This is a genomic window from Nocardia sp. NPDC004168, assembly GCF_040610355.1.
GTDB lineage: Bacteria > Actinomycetota > Actinomycetes > Mycobacteriales > Mycobacteriaceae > Nocardia > Nocardia sichangensis.
In genome coordinates this window covers 178826-194679 of sequence record NZ_JBEXME010000011.1, presented here as the reverse complement: position 1 = coordinate 194679, position 15854 = coordinate 178826, and the positions used below count along the sequence as shown (strand labels likewise).

Below are 15854 nucleotides of genomic sequence, written 5' to 3'. Positions count from 1 at the left end.
CGAATCAGACGGACCAGCGGCGGCAACCTCGTCGTGCACGGTCATGTGGGACTGCTATCAGGAGATGGCGTTGATGGCGGTGGTCAGCTTGGTCTTGAACTGTTCCGGGATCGGGATGTACCCGGCCTCGTCCAAGCCCTGCTGGCCGTTGGTGACCGCCGAGGTGAGGAAGGCCTTGACCGCCTTCGACGTGTCGGCGTCGGAGTACTTCGAGCACACGATCTCGTAGGTCGGCATCACGATCGGGTACGCGCCCGCCACCGACGGCTTGTAGAACGAGGAGGTATCGATGACCAGGTCGTTGCCCTGGCCGGAGACCTTCGCGGACTCGATCGCCTTGCCCGCCGAGGCGACGCTCAGCGTCACCGGGTCCTTGCTCGCCGAGGTGATGATCCGCGCGATCGACAGGTTCTGCGCCTTCGCGAACGACCACTCGTTGTAGGTGATCGAGTTCTTGGTGCTCTTCACCGCGGCCGAGGTGCCCTCGTTGCCCTTCGAGCCCGCGCCGACGCCGCCGTTGAAGGCCTTGCCCGCGCCCTTGCCCCAGGCGCCGTCGGAGGCGGAGTCCAGGTAGAGCTGGAAGTTGTCGGTGGTGCCCGACTCGTCGCTGCGGAAGATCACGGCGATCGGCTCGGACGGCAGCTTGGCGTTCGGGTTCAGCGCCTTGATCTCGGGCGCGTCCCAGGTGGTGACGGTGCCGTTGAAGATCTTGGCGGCGGTCGGGCCGTCCAGCGCGAGATCGGTCACGCCGTCGATGTTGTAGGTGATCGCGACCGGGCCGAACACGGTCGGCAGGTTCCACGCGGGCGAGGCGCAGCGGTCGGCGGCCTTCTTCGGCTCGTCCTTCTTCGCGCTCAGCGGGGAGTCGGAGCCACCGAAATCGGTCTGGCCACCGAGGAACTCGCTCACACCGGCGCCCGAGCCGCTCGAGGTGTAGTTGAGCGTGGCGCCGTCGCAGTTCTTCTCGTACGCGGCGATGAAGCGCTCCATCGCGTTCTTCTGCGCCGAAGAGCCGCTGGCCTTGAGGGCCTTCTTGCCGCCGCAGGCGACGTCGACCTTGGCCACGTTGCCCGAATCGGCCGAGGTGTTGTCGTCGCTGCCACAGGCGGCCAGCGCCATGGCGCCGACGGCCAGCACACCAACGAGGGCGCTGCTGCGCTTGAGATTCACTATTCCTCCGGAATGGCGTCCTACTCGTCCGGTCCCTCACCGGCCCGGACGGGTGTTGTGGTGCTGTTCGCGGGGAACTTGCGCACCAGGCAGCAGTGTGCTGCCCTCACTCAACCTAAGGTCATGTGGTTGACAGTTGGACCGACCTGAGTGAACGGAGAGTGAACAGCCCGGCGCGATTGCGCCTGGTAGATGTGACGTTTGCCGCAGTTTTACTGGCGCGCATCCATTCTGCCGCCTGTTATTCAACCTCCGCCGCCGCGTAGGCGACGTCGACATGTGCCGGAGCGAATCCGAGACGGGTATAAGTGCGCACCGCGGCGACATTGTCGGCCTCGGTGTAGAGCAGAACTTCGGCCAGCCCGCGCTCCCGCAGGTGATGCAAACCGGTCAAGGTGAGCAGCCGGCCGAGTCCGCGTCCTTGCGCCGCCGGATCGATGCCGACCACGTAGACCTCGCCGAGCGGCGGTTGCTCCGCGTGATGCACCTTGGTCCAGTGGAATCCCAGCAGACGATCAGGGGCCGCGGTGTCGAATGCCAGGAACAGGCCCGCCGGGTCGAACCACGTCTCGGCACGGCGGATCTCGATGTCGCGCCGGGTCCACGCGCCCTGTTCCGGGTGCCAGGCGAAGGCGGCGCCGTTCACTCGCCGCAATTCCGCGTCGTCGGCGGGACCGGCGTAGGTGCGCAGCACGATGCCGTCCGGCACGGCCAATTCCGGTAGCTCAGGAGTTGCCAGAGACCGGCGCATCTGCCACAACTCCCGCGCGGTCCGCAGCCCGAGCCGCGCTGCGACGGCTTTGGCCGCCGGCCGGTCGCCGTGCGCCCAGACCCGCGCGCCCGGACCGCCCGCGGCCAGCGCTGCCGTGACCAGATCGGTACCGACGCCGTGACCGCGCCGAGCCGGGTCGACCGCGACCTCGGCCATAGCAGGGTGTTCGCCGTGGGCCGGAACGAGATTCGCGTAGCCGACGACGGCGCCTCCGGTCCGCGCGAGCAGATGGCGCGCTCCGGTATCCGCGCCCGAAGTCAGCGACAACACGGCCTGTTCCGAGACCGGGGCGACACCGTCGGCCTCGGTGGCGCGCGCGAGCAGATCGGTGACCGCCCGCGCGTCGCCCGCGTCGGGGCCGTCGGTCCACTGTGTCGTCGCGCCGCTCATCGGCCTCCGTTCATCGAGCCTGCGGACCCCGCATGGAGTCCACTCCTGGCAACGTCGTAGCGGCAGCTGGCATTTCGGCCCCGCCGAAGCGATGCGGGCACGGTCCGCCGACGATTACTGCACGGAGCCGTTGACCGGCGTGAGCGGAGAATCGTCGGTGCCCTCGTTGTCGTCGTCCGGAAAGCTCACCGGCTCCCCCTTGACCGCCGCGCGCGAGGGGCGCACGGCCTTGTAGCCGACATTGCGCACCGTGCCGATCAGCGACTCGTATTCGGTGCCGAGCTTGGCGCGCAACCGTCGCACGTGTACGTCCACGGTGCGCGTGCCGCCGAAGAAGTCGTAGCCCCAGACCTCTTGCAGCAGCTGCGCGCGGGTGAACACCCGGCCCGCGTGCTGCGCCAGATACTTCAGCAGCTCGAACTCCTTGTAGGTGAGATCGAGCGGGCGGCCACGCAGACGCGCCGTATAAGTGCCCTCGTCGATCACCAGCTCACCGAGGGTGATCTTGCCGGTGTTCTCCGGGCTGGCCACGCCGCCGTTGCGGCCGACCAGCAGCCGCAGCCTGGCGTCGAGCTCGGCGGGGCCGGTGCCGGGCAGCAGGATGTCGTCGAGTCCCCAGTCCGCGTTCACGGCGACCAGGCCGCCCTCGGTGAGCACCGCGACGACCGGCACCGATGACCCGGTGCTGCCGAGCAAGCGGCACAGACCGCGGGCGGCGGCCAGGTCCGTCCTGGCGTCCACCAGCGCGACATCCGCCGTGCCTGCCTCGAGCAGCGAGGCCACCTCAGTGGGCGCAGGGCGCACGTTGTGCGCGAGCAACGCGAGCGAGGGCAACACCGACTCGGGGTTGGGGTCGGAGGTAAGCAGGAGCAGCTCCACGGGCCCTCCTCCCATCTCGTAGCCACGTGGATGCGGCAGCACCGCCGCGGCCACGTCGCTAATCACAGGTAATCGGATGCAAGATTAGCGCGTAACAAGGCATGACCACGCATTCCGGGGTCGGCGAGCGCACCGGAGGACACTCGGGAGCCCCGCCCGGGCCAACCGATATGGTGCGTACATGGGTTACGTATCGGGCATGCCCGCCGTCGGCGAGGCCCCCGAGGCGGTAGCCGAACGCGCGCCGCGCGGCTCCCGGCCGCCGCGGCCCGAGACCCGGAGAGACGGGGGAGCATGCGCAAGCTGATCATCGGCCTGCTGTGTCTGGCTGGGTTCGCCGTCGTCGTCGACTTCAGTACCGCGGCCTATTCGGAGTATCGCGTGTCCCGAGCGCTGCGCGACGGCGCCGATCTCACCGCCGATCCCGAAGTGACGATCCACGGTTTCCCCTTCCTCGGCCAGGCCTGGGACAGCCGCTACGACCACGTGGAGATCCGGGCCCGCGCGAAGCGACTGGACATCCCGGGGGAGATCGCGCTCGAGGCGACGCTGACCGGGGTGCGGCTGCCGGTCGGCGAACTCGTCGACGGCAGCCTGCGCGGCGTCCCGGTGGAGCGCGTGGACAGCCGGTTGCGCGTGGAGCCGACCGAACTCGGCAGGCTGTTCGCCATTCCCGATCTGCAGGTGCACTCGCGGCCTGCCGACAAGTCCGACGGGACCGGCGGATCGGGCGGTTCCGGCATGACCACCACGGGCGCACTGGTGCTCACCGGAACCATGCCGGAGACGCCCGGCGCGCAGTACGGCGGTGAAAAAGTCAGCGTGCAGGCCGATCTGCTCCTCGACGGCGATCAGGTGAAAATCGTGGCGACCGGGTTCTACCGCGGCCCGCCCGGCACCGAGACCATGCCTGTGGCGGTGATCACCGAGGCCGATCGCCCGGCGGTCCTCGCCCGCTTCACCCGTACCATCGACACCAAGGAGTTGCCGTTCGGTGTCCGGCCTACCAAGGTCTCCGCTCAGGGCGGTCAGATCGTCGTGGAGGGCAAGGGCGTGAACGTCACGATCGACCTCGACCGATTGCAGCGACCATGATCCAAGTCACCATCCTCGCAGTAGTACTGCTCACCGCGCTGGCGGTGGGCGTCCTGCTGCGCCGGCGCGACGGCAAGATCCGCGCGGCCGACGGCATCGACCTGTCCCACACCGCCCGCGCGGAACTGCTGGCGTCCGTCGGCGTGACCGGCGCCGGTCCCGCGGTACTGCATTTCTCCGCCGAGTGGTGCGGACCGTGCTCCGCTGTTCGCCGGGTGGTTGCCAACGTCACAGGCCAGCTCGCGGGCTCACCGCAGCCGCCGCAGGACATCGAGGTGGACATCGACGCCGAGCCTGCGCTCGCCCGGGAGCTGAACGTGCTCTCGCTGCCCACCACGTTCGTCTTCGACATCGCGGGCAGGGAACGGTTCCGCATCTCCGGCGTGCCCAAGGCCACGGATCTGCACTCCGCGCTCGAGCCGCTGACCGCGGCGGCCTGAGCTGCGACGACAAGCCCCCTGGACGGAAGTGATCCACCCCGGGTCCATATTCTCCCGCCGAATTGGGTAAACTGCTGACGTGCTTACCAACCACGAGCTGATGCTCACCCGACGCCGCACAGTGGATCTGTGTCGGCTCGGTGGTTGTTGCTGCCTGTGCCGCTGAGCGGTCGGCTTTTCCGGATTTCCTGACGCCGACCCCTGTCCGCCGCGCGAGCGATCTCACGATCCCCCGGCGAATTGGCAAATTTTCAGTCATCGGACTTATCCAGCGCAGGAGTACGCACAATGTCCACCGAGATCCGTAATAGTTCCGAAGCGATCCCCGTTTCTTCCGACCGGGTCGACGTGCGCGGACCACGATTCGCCGCATGGGTGACCACCGGCGTCCTCGTCGTGGTGCTGCTCGCCGCCGCGTTCTCGCCGGTCGCCGCGGGGGTGTTGATCGCCCTGCAAGCAGTCGTCTTCGCGGTCGGCGCCGCCCTCGGCCCGCGCCGCCACCCCTACGGCCGGATCTACGCGGCCGTCGTCGCGCCGCGTCTCGCGCCGACCACCGAGACCGAGCCGACGGCCCCGCTGCGGTTCGCGCAGTTGCTCGGTTTCGTGTTCGCGGCCGTCAGCCTGCTGGGCTTCGCGCTCGGCTCCACGATCGTCGGCGCGGTGTTCGCCGGCTTCGCCTTGTTCGCGGCGTTCCTGAACGCGGCGTTCGGGCTCTGCCTGGGTTGCCGGATCTATCCGCTGGTAGCCCGCCTCCGCCGGACCCCGTCACCGGCATCGAACTGACCCTGCACGTCATCTCTGAAAGGAAAACAATGGCTCGCTCCGATGTCCTGGTCTCCGTTGACTGGGCCGAAGAGAACCTCAACGCCCCCGGCGTCGTGTTCGTCGAGGTCGACGAGGACACCTCCGCCTACGACGGTGGTCACATCGAGGGTGCCGTCCGGCTCGACTGGAAGAAGGACCTGCAGGATCAGGTTCGTCGCGACTTCGTGAACCAGGAGCAGTTCTCCGACCTGCTCTCGGCGCGCGGCATCTCGAACGACGACGAGGTCATCCTGTACGGCGGCAACAACAACTGGTTCGCCGCGTACGCCTACTGGTACTTCAAGCTGTACGGCCACAACAACGTCAAGCTGCTCGACGGCGGTCGCAAGAAGTGGGAACTCGACGGCCGTCCGCTGTCGACCGAGCCGGTGAACCGGCCCGCCACCCAGTACAAGGCGTCGGCGCCCGACCTGAACATCCGCGCCTTCCGTGACGAGGTCATCGCGGCCATCGGCACCAAGAACCTGGTCGACGTGCGTTCGCCCGACGAGTTCAGCGGCAAGATCCTGGCGCCCGCCCACCTCCCGCAGGAGCAGAGCCAGCGTCCCGGCCACATCCCCGGCGCCATCAACGTGCCGTGGAGCAAGGCCGCGAACGAGGACGGCACCTTCAAGTCCGACGCCGAGCTGACCGAGATCTACCAGGAAGCCGGCCTGGACGGCGAGAAGGAGACCATCGCGTACTGCCGGATCGGCGAGCGTTCCTCGCACACCTGGTTCGTGCTGCAGGAACTGCTGGGCCACCAGAACGTCAAGAACTACGACGGCAGCTGGACCGAGTACGGCTCGCTCGTCGGCGCTCCGATCGAGTTGGGAGAGTAATCCATATGTGTGCAGCACCTACCCAGGGCCAGGCAATCCCGGCCGGTGTCGACGTGGAGAAGGAAACGGTCATCACCGGCCGTGTCCTGAGCACCGACGGCCAGCCGGTGGGCGGGGCGTTCGTGCGCCTGCTCGACGGCAACGGTGATTTCACCGCCGAGGTCGTCGCGTCGGGCACCGGTGACTTCCGGTTCTTCGCGGCTCCCGGCTCGTGGACCGTCCGCGCGCTGTCCTCGGCGGGCAACGGCTCCGCCGAGGTGCGCCCCGAAGGCGCGGGCATCCACGCGGTGGACGTCGCGGTCGCCAAGTAAGACCTCGCAGTCGTCGAACGGCCCCGGTCGCTTTCCGCTCCGCGGAAGCACCGGGGCCGTTTGCGCGCCGCGAAAGCGAGGTCGTTAGACTCGAAACGTGGTCCTCTTCTTCGAGATTCTGCTGGTGGCCGTGGCCGTCCTGATCGGCTGGTTCGGCCTCTACGTCTTCTACCGGCTGTTCACCGAATCATGAGCGAACTCGCGAGCGAAGGTTCCAATCCGGCCGAGCGAGCGAGTGAACAACTGAACGGCAACGCTCCGGCTGATTCCGCCGGTCGCCGCAGCGGCGACCAGGCCGTAGCCGAGGCTGCCGAACGGGCGAAATCGACCGGTGCCCGCAACATCCCGGTCCTACCGGATCTTCCGCTGCCCGAGGACACGGCCAACTTGCGCCTCGGCCCGGACCTCAGCGCCTCGATGCTCGCGCTGCTCCCGCTGGTGGGCGTGTGGCGCGGCGAGGGGGAGGGCAACGATCCCGAGCGCGGGGACTACCACTTCGGCCAGCAGATCGTCGTCTCACACGACGGCGGCGACTATCTCGCCTGGGAATCCCGGTCCTGGGTCATCGAGGCCGACGGCGCCTACGGCGGCCCCGACTTGCGCGAGAGCGGCTTCTGGCGAGTCGGCATCGACGGCAACGACGAGGTCATCGAACTGCTGCTGTCACACAGCGGCGGCATCGTGGAGCTGTTCTACGGGCAAGCGCTGTCCCAGTCGTCCTGGGAACTGGCCACCGACGTGGTGATCCGCAGCCAGTCCGGCATCGTCGTGGGCGGCGCCAAACGCCTCTACGGCATCGTCGAGGGCGGCGACCTGGCCTACGTCGAAGAACGCGTGGTAGCCGACGGCCCCCTCCAACCCCGCCTCTCGGCCCGCCTCCAGCGCTACATCGGCTGAGAATTTCTCCTCGCCCAGCACGGCACCCCGCCGCGCTCGGCGCTGCCCAACGCAATCGCAGGCTAGCCGCAGCGGAACGCAGTACGTGGTCTGCTGCAACCCCTGACCGACTCCACCCCAACGCAACACCTGATCTCGCGAGCACATGGGTAACTCACCGGGAACGCCCAAAACCCACCCACATCCCCAACGCAGGCCCTGTGACCAACCCACACCCCACCCCACTGGTACGGCCTGAATACCCGGAGAGGCGGAACAGAACAGCCCCCGAGCCATACCGGTGCGATTGTGGTCGCACGGGTCCGGTCGGACGGACCGGGGCTCGGGGGCCGGGTGACTGCCTGGAATTCGCTAGCGCTCGCGCGGGCGAAATCCACCTGCAGCGGTGGCGCTAGCGGACAGCCACCTCACGTGTCCTATGAATAATCATTCTTCGAACCACCTCCTTCCTGTGTACGAACGAATCTAGCGATGCGTCAGTAGCTCGGCAACGGATTTTCTCGGTGGGCTGAATCGGCGCTGCCACATGGCGTTCCGTGCCCCGCGAAGTCCGTCGTGACCTGCCCTGAGGCGGATACTCGCAGCACCGCGTCGGCCCGATGGTCTTCCGGGAGCTGATGCGTGACGACGACCACGATCCGATCCGGTTCCACGAGACCGTTGTCGGCGTCCAACAGGTCGCGCAGCAGCTTCGCCCCGGCTTCGGCTTCCAAGTGCTCGGTCGGTTCGTCGAGCAGCAATACTCGCGCCGGTGACACCAGGGCGCGCGCGAGCAGGATCCGGCGACGCTGGCCACCCGACACGGCGGCCGCTCCCCCGACGAGATCGGTGTGCACACCCTGCGGAAGCCCGTCCAGCCAGTTCCCGAGACCGACCGTTCGCAAAGCTTCTTCGGCTTCTTCCGCGGTCAGATCACCGCGGGCGACCCGCAGATTCTCCAGCACGGAGGTGCCGAACAGGTGCGCGTCTTCGGCGAAGAAGGTGACGCCGGGGCGCGGCGTGTCGAACAACCCGGCCCACTTCATGAGCAGAGTCGTCTTGCCCGCGCCGCTGGGGCCGACCACCGCGATCCGCCGTCCGCAGGGCAGTTCCGGCACATGGGCGTCGATGGGAAGAGTCCGAGCGACGTTCGCCGCGTCCTTTGCATGTGGAGGGCGGGTGGTCTGCCGCGCCGACGGGCCGACCGACGCACTCGGGGGCGAATCGGGGTCGAGTCCATCCAGGCGATGCAGGGCCGCGCGGGCCGTGGTCAGCGTCTGCGCCGCCGTGGGCAGCGGGCCGACCGCTTCGAAGGCCGACAAGGGCAAGAGGACCAGGACGACGAGCGCCATGGGCGTCATCGCGCCTGGCGAGCCGCCGTCCGGGCCGTAGAGGGTGATGCCGATCAGCAGCGCGCCGAGGACAGCCGCGCCGATGGACAGGGGCGTGGCAGCGGCCGACCAGGCGCTGCGCGCGGCCGCCCGATCTTCCGCGGCGACCGTACGGCGCGACGCTTGCCCGGCCGCGGCGAGGGCGGCATCCAGGCGACCGGCTACGCGTAGTTCCGCGGCGTGGTCGAGCACGGTGAGGGCCTGAGCGGTGAACTCCGCCCGGTCGGCCCGCACGGCGCGTTCCGCCTCGGACGCCGCCTTGGCCGACAACCACGGTGCGACGATGCCCGACAGGACCAGCGCACCCGCCAGGATCGCGGCGGCGGCGGGCGAGATCGTGGCCAGCAGAGCGACGGCGGCGAGTGAGAGCACGAGGGCGACCGCGACCGGCACGAACGCGCGGACCACCACGGCACCCAAGTCGTCGATGTCGCTGCCGATCCGGACCAGGAGATCTCCGCGGCGCAGCGGCTTGCCCGACCGATCGCCGCCACTCGGCGACACCTCGGGTCGGCACAGCCAGAAATCCGAACGAGCCAGCGTCCGGTACACCGTGGTTCGCGCTGTTGTCATAGCGCGCAGTGCGACGTCGTGCGTGGCGAGACGTTCCAGGTACCGGCACAAGCCACGGGAGATGCCGAACGCGCGCACCGCCACCACGGCGATGCTCAGATCGAGCACCGGCGGCATCTGCCAGGCGCGCGCGATCAGCCAGGCCGCCAACGCGGCGAGCCCGAGCCCGCTGCCGAGCGCCAGCACGCCCCATCCGATCGCCACCGCGACCCGCCAACGGGACAATTCGAGCAGCGCCCACATTCGGCGCAGATCACCGGGCACCGTGGAACCGGTGGCACGCGGAACGGCACGCGTCGCGCGTCCGCCGGTGTTCATCCCGGCACCTCCTCTCGCGAGGTGCGCAGGTCCGCGCGCACCTGCACGACATGGTCGGCGGCGGCCAGCACGGTCGGGCGGTGGCCGACGACGACGACCGTCGCGCCCATACGGACCCTGGCTTGGAGTGCGGCCAGCACGGTGGCTTCGGCGGCGGCGTCGAGGTGCGCGGTCGGCTCGTCCAGCAGCAGGATCGGGCGATCGGTGGCCAGCACCCTGGTCAGCGCGAGGCGCTGGCGTTGACCGAGCGACAGGCCGACGCCGCCGGGGCCGACCACCGTGTTCCAGCGCTCGGGCAGTTCATCGAGCACGGCGTCGAAACCAGTTGCCAGACAAGCGACTTCGAGATCATCGAGGACGCGCGCCGGGCCGTGTGCGGCGTGGTCCACCGTCCGCGCGCCGAGCAATTCGAGGTTGTCGCGCAATGTGCCGGGAACCAGCACCGGCCGCTGCGGCAGCCAAGCCACACGCGCCCACCATTGGTCCTGGTCCAGTTCGCGGACGTCCACCCCGTCGACGGTCACGGCACCTCGGTCGGGTGTGATCAGGCCCAGAATCGCCTGTACCGCGGTAGATTTACCGCTTCCGTTGGGACCGGCGAGCACCGTGAGGGCACCGGGCCGCAAGATCGCCGACAGGCCCGCGGGAGCGAACCCGTCCCGCGCCCGGACCGACAGGTCGCGGAGTTCGACCGTGCCGGGCCACTCGGAGCTGCTGCGGCGAGCCGTCACCCCGGCTTCCTCCGGCAAGGCACAGCGGCCGCATGCACCGGCGCGCGTCGACTCGTCCCGCACCGCATCGACGCGCGCCACCCCCTGCACGCCCCGGCTGGACAGCGACTCGACCGGCTCGTGGTCAGGCGCCGTCGCCGCGCCGGAGTCCTGGGGACTGCCGCGGCGAGCCGTCACCCCGGCTTCCTCCGGCAAGGCACAGCGGCCGCATGCACCGGCGCGCGTCGACTCGTCCCGCACCGCATCGACGCGCGCCAGCCCCTGCACGTCCCGGCTGGGCAGCGACTCGACCGGCTCGTGGTCAGGCGCCGTCGCCGTGCCGGAGTCCTGGGGACTGCCGCGGCGAGCCGTCACCACGGCCTTCTCCGGCTCGGTGCGTCGACAGTCGCATGTACCCGCGTGGGCCGACTCGTCCGGTGCGCCCACACCGGCGTGCGCCGCCGCTCGCCGCGCGCCGTGGCCGGGTAGCCGCTCGGTCGGCTCGGCGGGCGTGGACTCGAGGATCGCGAACGCTCGGTCCGCGGCCGCCATACCGTCCTGGGCGGCGTGGAAACGTTCGCCCACCATGCGCAGCGGCAGATACACCTCCGGGGCGAGCACCAGCACCACCAAGCCCGCGTAAAGACTCATCTCACCGAAGACCAGTCGCAGCCCGATGGAGACCGCGATCAGTGCCACGCTCAGCGTGGCGAGCAACTCCAGCACCATGGAAGACAGAAAGGCGATGCGGAGCGCGCCCATGGTGCGCCGGCGCAGCGCGTCGCCGAGATCGCGAACACGGTGCCGCATGGTGTGCGCGTGTGCGGTCGAACCGCCCGTCCCGGTGTCGTTCCGCTGGCCCCGCGCAGTGGGCTCGGGTTCCGCGTCGCCGGTCTCCCGGCCGAGCGCACGCAATGTCGGCATGCCCGCGAACAGATCGAGCATTTGGTCCGACAGCCGGGTGGTGGCCGCGAGCGTGGCTTCCGCCCGCCCCTGGGTCAGCAGCCCGATGAGGATCATGAAGATCGGGATGAGCGGCAAGGTGATCACCACGATCACACCGGAAGTCGCATCGTGGGCCGCGATCACCGCGAGCACGATCGGCGGAACCAGCACCGCCAGCAGCAGAGCGGGCAGGTAGCCGACAAGATATCCGCGCAGCCCGGACAGGCCCGTGCCGACGACCACGGCCAATTCCGTTCGACGCGCGTCGAGTTCGCGAGGCGACAGCCGTGCGCCCGCATCGAGCACCGCGCCTTCCAGCTCCGCCACCACGCTCGCGCCCGCTCGGTGCGCCAGCCGGGACTGCGCCCACGTGGCGAGCACCCGGGCCGCGATCGCGACCGCGAGCACGACGAGTTCGACCGTCCACGCGCCGAGCGTGCGCGCACTCGGATCGGTGACCACCCCGGCGAGCACCCGCCCGATCAGCACCGCCGCGACCACGATCGCGCCGGTCACGACCAGCGACAGCGCCACGCTCAGCGCGAGATAGCTGCGCGCCGAGCGGGCATAACGCCACAGGCGCGGATCGATCGGCGGGCGGGCCATGGCGTCAATCCTGCGCGACCCGCAGGGGCAGGCCGACCGGGGGCGGGATCTGCTCGACGGTGATGCGCTTGCGGAACACCCAGTACGTCCAGCCCTGGTACACCAGCACGACCGGCGTGACCAGCGCGGCGGCCCAGCTCATCACCTTCAGCGTGTACGGCGTGGAGGACGCGTTGTAAACCGTCAGGTCGAACGCCGCATCGATCGTCGAGGGAAGCACCGCGGGGAACAGCGAACCGAACAGCAGCGCGGTCGCCGCCGCGACGGTCACCGTGGTGCCGGTGAACGCCCACCCGTCGCGCTGCGCGAGATCGGCCGCCGCCGCCACGACCAGACCGAGCACGGCCAGCCCCAATGGGATCCAGGTCCAGTCGTTCCCGTAGGCCAGCTGTGTCCACAATCCGAATCCGCCGACGACGACCACGGTCGGGACGAGCAGCAGCCGAGCGGTGCGTCGTGCGTCGTCGCGGACCTCGCCCGCGGTCTTGAGCACCAGGAACATCGCTCCGTGCAGCGCGAACAGCAGTCCGGTCGCCAGCCCGCCGAGCAGGGCGTAGGGCCCGAACAAGTCGGCGACCGAGCCCGCGAACTGCTTCTTCTCGTTCAGCGGGACACCGTGCACCACATTGGCGAACACCCAGCCCCACGCCAGCGCCGGAACCCAGGAGCCGATGCCGATGCCGATGTCGCAGCGGGCCCGCCAGCGCGGATCATCGATCTTGCCGCGGTACTCGATGGCGCAGATCCGCAGGATCAGCGCGACGAGCACCAGCAGCAACGCCAGGTAGAAGCCGGAGAACAGGCTCGCGTACCACTCCGGGAACGCCGCGAACATCGCGGCGCCCGCGGTGATCAACCAGACTTCGTTGGCGTCCCACACCGGCCCGATCGTGTTGAGCACCGCGCGCCTGCGCCGGTCGGACCCCTTGCCGAGGATCGGCATGAGCATGCCGACGCCGAAATCGAAGCCCTCCAGCACGAAGTAGCCGGTGAACAGCACACCGATCAGGACGAACCAGAACTCTTGCAGACTCATCGCCGGCTCCTAGTAGGCGAACGAAAGTTGTTCGACGGCGGGCTCTTCGGGGCGGCGTTCGCCCGAAGTCGTATCCGTGTCGTGCGGCTCGGCGGCGGGCGCCGCCGGATCCGGTCCGTGGATCACGTACCGGCGCATCAGGAAGAACCACACGAACGCGAGCGCGCCGTACAGCAGCGTGAAGGTGATCAGCGAGAACAGCACGACGCCTGGCGAGTGATCGGAGACGCCCTGCTGAACGGTGAGGCGCAGATTCGGGTCGCCGGTTGGGTTGGGCGCGACCACCCAGGGCTGCCGCCCCATCTCGGTGAACACCCACCCGGCGCTGTTGGCCAAAAACGGGGTGGGGATGGCCAGCAGGCTCAGCCAGGCGAACCAGCGCTGGTCCGGCACTCGTCCGCGGCGGGTCAGCCAGAGCCCGGCCAGCGCGAGCAGCACCGAACCCGCCGACAGCCCGATCATGGCACGGAACGACCAGTAGGTGACGAACAGGTTGGGCCGGTAGTCACCGACACCGAACTTCTCGTTGTAGGTCTTCTGCAGGTCGACGACGCCGTCCAGCGTCACACCGGTGAACTCCCCCTTCGCCAGCCAGGGCAGCACATAGGGCACTTCGAGCACGTGCGTCACGCTGTCGCAGTTGTTGTGCGTGCCGACGGTCAGCACGGAGAAATCGGGGTCGAGGGCGGTGTGGCACAGCGATTCCGCCGAGGCCATCTTCATCGGCTGCTGCTCGAACATCAGCTTGCCCTGCACGTCGCCGGTGTAGACCAGAGCGGCCATCGCCGCGATCACCACGACGATGCCCGCACGCGCGGCGGGCCGCCACATCTCGCGCGCGTCAGCCGACTTCGCCTCGTCGCCACTGCGCGCGTTGCGCACCATCCACCAGCCGGCGATGCCGACGACGAAGGTGCCCGCCGTGAGGAAGGATCCGGCCACCACGTGCGGGAAAGCCGCCAGCAAGGTGTTGTTGGTGAGCACCTTCACGATGCTCTCCAGCTCCGCGCGACCGGTTTCCGGGTTGTAGCGGGCGCCGACCGGATGCTGCATGAACGAGTTGGCCGCGACGATGAAATACGCCGAGGCGTTCACGCCGATCGCGACCATCCAAATCGCGCCGAGGTGCAGCAGTTTCGGCAACCGGGTCCAGCCGAAGATCCACAGTCCGAGGAAGGTCGACTCCATGAAGAAGGCGATCAGCCCTTCCAGCGCGAGCGGGGCGCCGAACACGTCACCGACGAAGCGGGAGTACTCGCTCCAGTTCATGCCGAACTGGAACTCCTGCACGATGCCGGTCGCGACGCCGAGCGCGAAGTTGATCAGGAACAGCTTGCCGAAGAACTTCGTCAGTCGCAGCCAGTGCTGCTTGCCGGTGACGACCCATGCCGTCTGCATGGCAGCGACCAGCGGCGCGAGACCGATGGTCAGCGGCACCAGCAGGAAGTGGTAAACGGTTGTGATGCCGAACTGCCATCGGGAGATGTCCAAGGCGTTCAAGCCGGCCTCCTGCGTGTCTACGACATGTCGTAGTAAAGCCTACGCCGGAGCAGACCTCGAAAAATGAGTCCTAGGCCACGCCACCAGGGCTGATACTGCCTGTTCGGCCTGTTTTCCGTGCTCATCACCGCCCCGTGCCCGCCCGAGTAGGACGGAGATCACGGAGCGGCGCACACTCACCAGTCGCCGATGGCTCCCGCCCGCTCGATACCGCGATCGACCAGCCCGATGATCTCTTCGGCGTTGTCCGGCGCGGACATCCGCAGCCCGTCCAGCGAATTCACCCGCGCCGCAAGCGAAATGCTCGACAGCATCCAGATGCTGTCGCAGGTGAGCAGGTCGGCGGTGAACAGCGAGTCGTAGCGGCATTGCCAGCCGGCCTTCTCGGCTTCGGCGAACAGCGCGCGCTGAGTGACGCCGGGCAGCACACCGTTCTTCGCGGGCGGCGTGATCAGCTGCTTGTCGCGGGCGATCACCACGGTGGATCGCGGCCCCTCCAGCACCCGGTTCTCCGTGCTGGTGAAGATCACGTCCTCCGCGCCCATCCGCGCGGCGAACCGCAGGGCGGCCATATTGGTGGCATAGGACAGCGTCTTGGCACCGAGCAGTTGCCATGGCGCCGCTTGCGCGAGGTCGACCGAGATGCCCCGCGACAGGCTCACCACGGCGACGCCCTCGGCGCGGGCCTTCTCGACGCGCTCGGGCACCGGCACCACGAGCACGAAAGCGGTCGGCACGGGCACGGCGGCGGCGAGGTCACCGGTCTTGACCTTGTCGGGCGTTGCGGCCAACTCGGAGTCGCGCCCGCGGGTGAGCACCAGCCGCATCACGCCTTCGCGCTCGCTGCCCCACTCCTTGGCGGCGGTCTCCACCGCCTCGCGCCATTTGCCCAGTTCCGGCTCGGGCAGATCGAGCGCCTGGGCGGAGCGGCGCAATCTGCCTAGATGAAATTCGATCGCACACGCGACGCCCGCGCGCACGAGCACCGTTTCGAAGACACCATCGCCACGCAATACGCCAATATCGTCCGCAAACAACAACGGCGCATCCGCATCCCGGACCGCGCCATCGAGAGTTACCAGAACTCGATCCACCATGCGACGAGCGTAGGCGGTGTGAGCGGACAATGCCTATGTCACGGCCGCTTTTGCCAGACCTTTTGTGCAGCCGCCCCACGCGGCCCGCTGTAATGCTCG

15 protein-coding genes are annotated in these 15854 nt (G+C 68.7%); 7 read left to right on the top strand and 8 right to left on the bottom strand.

Annotated elements, in window-relative coordinates; translation table 11 throughout:
• Positions 1 to 57: 57 nt before the first annotated feature.
• The 3 genes from pstS to ABZW96_RS21340 all read right to left on the bottom strand — a co-directional run bounded on the left by pstS (position 58) and on the right by ABZW96_RS21340 (position 3211).
• The gene (gene pstS, locus ABZW96_RS21350; RefSeq protein ID WP_355076989.1) at positions 58 to 1170 is read right to left on the bottom strand and encodes a phosphate ABC transporter substrate-binding protein PstS; all 1113 of its coding nucleotides are present in this window, start codon (positions 1168 to 1170) and stop codon (positions 58 to 60) included.
• 241 nt (positions 1171 to 1411) lie between these two features.
• The gene (gene mshD, locus ABZW96_RS21345) at positions 1412 to 2332 is read right to left on the bottom strand and encodes a mycothiol synthase (RefSeq protein ID WP_355076987.1); all 921 of its coding nucleotides are present in this window, start codon (positions 2330 to 2332) and stop codon (positions 1412 to 1414) included.
• Positions 2333 to 2446: 114 nt separating this feature from the next.
• On the bottom strand, positions 2447 to 3211 hold the full coding sequence (locus ABZW96_RS21340; RefSeq protein ID WP_355076986.1) for a response regulator transcription factor: 765 nt from the start codon (positions 3209 to 3211) through the stop codon (positions 2447 to 2449).
• 294 nt (positions 3212 to 3505) lie between these two features.
• On the opposite strand from ABZW96_RS21340, the gene ABZW96_RS21335 reads away from it, so the two are divergent.
• The 6 genes from ABZW96_RS21335 (at position 3506) to ABZW96_RS21310 (ending at position 7600) form a co-directional block, all read left to right on the top strand.
• Positions 3506 to 4306: an LmeA family phospholipid-binding protein gene (locus tag ABZW96_RS21335; RefSeq protein WP_355076984.1), complete on the top strand. Its 801-nt coding sequence runs from the start codon at positions 3506 to 3508 to the stop codon at positions 4304 to 4306.
• Positions 4303 to 4746 (top strand): thioredoxin family protein, encoded by a 444-nt coding sequence (locus ABZW96_RS21330; RefSeq protein ID WP_355076982.1) that lies wholly within the window; start codon positions 4303 to 4305, stop codon positions 4744 to 4746. Before ABZW96_RS21335 ends, ABZW96_RS21330 begins: the two co-directional genes overlap by 4 nt.
• 288 nt (positions 4747 to 5034) lie before the next feature.
• Positions 5035 to 5529, top strand: a complete 495-nt coding sequence (locus tag ABZW96_RS21325; RefSeq protein WP_355076981.1) for a DUF4395 domain-containing protein — start codon at positions 5035 to 5037, stop codon at positions 5527 to 5529.
• 29 nt (positions 5530 to 5558) lie between these two features.
• A complete protein-coding gene (locus ABZW96_RS21320) occupies positions 5559 to 6392 on the top strand; it encodes a sulfurtransferase (protein WP_355076979.1) in 834 nt (277 codons plus the stop codon).
• A gap of 5 nt (positions 6393 to 6397) precedes the next feature.
• Positions 6398 to 6703 (top strand): DUF1416 domain-containing protein, encoded by a 306-nt coding sequence (locus tag ABZW96_RS21315; protein ID WP_063023277.1) that lies wholly within the window; start codon positions 6398 to 6400, stop codon positions 6701 to 6703.
• Between the two features lie 189 nt (positions 6704 to 6892).
• Positions 6893 to 7600 (top strand): FABP family protein, encoded by a 708-nt coding sequence (locus ABZW96_RS21310; RefSeq protein ID WP_355076977.1) that lies wholly within the window; start codon positions 6893 to 6895, stop codon positions 7598 to 7600.
• A gap of 476 nt (positions 7601 to 8076) precedes the next feature.
• Here ABZW96_RS21310 and cydC read toward each other — a convergent pair whose 3' ends face one another.
• From cydC to ABZW96_RS21285, 5 genes are all read right to left on the bottom strand, one after another.
• Entirely contained in the window at positions 8077 to 9786 is a 1710-nt protein-coding gene (cydC, locus tag ABZW96_RS21305; RefSeq protein WP_355077067.1) for a thiol reductant ABC exporter subunit CydC, read from the bottom strand.
• Positions 9787 to 9857: 71 nt separating this feature from the next.
• Positions 9858 to 12122 carry an ATP-binding cassette domain-containing protein gene (locus ABZW96_RS21300; protein WP_355076976.1) on the bottom strand — a complete coding sequence of 755 codons (2265 nt, stop codon included), beginning with the start codon at positions 12120 to 12122 and terminating at the stop codon, positions 9858 to 9860.
• Positions 12123 to 12126: 4 nt separating this feature from the next.
• Entirely contained in the window at positions 12127 to 13158 is a 1032-nt protein-coding gene (cydB, locus tag ABZW96_RS21295) for a cytochrome d ubiquinol oxidase subunit II (protein ID WP_355076974.1), read from the bottom strand.
• Positions 13159 to 13167: 9 nt separating this feature from the next.
• Entirely contained in the window at positions 13168 to 14658 is a 1491-nt protein-coding gene (locus ABZW96_RS21290; RefSeq protein ID WP_355076973.1) for a cytochrome ubiquinol oxidase subunit I, read from the bottom strand.
• Positions 14659 to 14834: 176 nt separating this feature from the next.
• Positions 14835 to 15695 carry an aminodeoxychorismate lyase gene (locus tag ABZW96_RS21285; protein WP_355077065.1) on the bottom strand — a complete coding sequence of 287 codons (861 nt, stop codon included), beginning with the start codon at positions 15693 to 15695 and terminating at the stop codon, positions 14835 to 14837.
• On the opposite strand from ABZW96_RS21285, the gene ABZW96_RS21280 reads away from it, so the two are divergent.
• Positions 15603 to 15848, top strand: coding sequence for a hypothetical protein (locus ABZW96_RS21280; protein WP_355077071.1), 246 nt, complete (start codon positions 15603 to 15605; stop codon positions 15846 to 15848). The two genes, ABZW96_RS21285 and ABZW96_RS21280, sit on opposite strands and share 93 nt — an antisense overlap.
• Positions 15849 to 15854 lie beyond the last annotated feature (6 nt).

Coding starts and splice junctions, on each gene's coding strand:
- mshD (WP_355076987.1), bottom strand. CDS start 2,332: ATGAGCGGCGCGACGACACAGTGGACCGACGGCCCCGACGCGGGCGAC.
- ABZW96_RS21335 (WP_355076984.1), top strand. CDS start 3,506: ATGCGCAAGCTGATCATCGGCCTGCTGTGTCTGGCTGGGTTCGCCGTC.
- ABZW96_RS21330 (WP_355076982.1), top strand. CDS start 4,303: ATGATCCAAGTCACCATCCTCGCAGTAGTACTGCTCACCGCGCTGGCG.
- ABZW96_RS21325 (WP_355076981.1), top strand. CDS start 5,035: ATGTCCACCGAGATCCGTAATAGTTCCGAAGCGATCCCCGTTTCTTCC.
- ABZW96_RS21320 (WP_355076979.1), top strand. CDS start 5,559: ATGGCTCGCTCCGATGTCCTGGTCTCCGTTGACTGGGCCGAAGAGAAC.
- ABZW96_RS21315 (WP_063023277.1), top strand. CDS start 6,398: ATGTGTGCAGCACCTACCCAGGGCCAGGCAATCCCGGCCGGTGTCGAC.
- ABZW96_RS21310 (WP_355076977.1), top strand. CDS start 6,893: ATGAGCGAACTCGCGAGCGAAGGTTCCAATCCGGCCGAGCGAGCGAGT.
- cydC (WP_355077067.1), bottom strand. CDS start 9,786: ATGTGGGCGCTGCTCGAATTGTCCCGTTGGCGGGTCGCGGTGGCGATC.
- ABZW96_RS21300 (WP_355076976.1), bottom strand. CDS start 12,122: ATGGCCCGCCCGCCGATCGATCCGCGCCTGTGGCGTTATGCCCGCTCG.
- cydB (WP_355076974.1), bottom strand. CDS start 13,158: ATGAGTCTGCAAGAGTTCTGGTTCGTCCTGATCGGTGTGCTGTTCACC.
- ABZW96_RS21280 (WP_355077071.1), top strand. CDS start 15,603: ATGAAATTCGATCGCACACGCGACGCCCGCGCGCACGAGCACCGTTTC.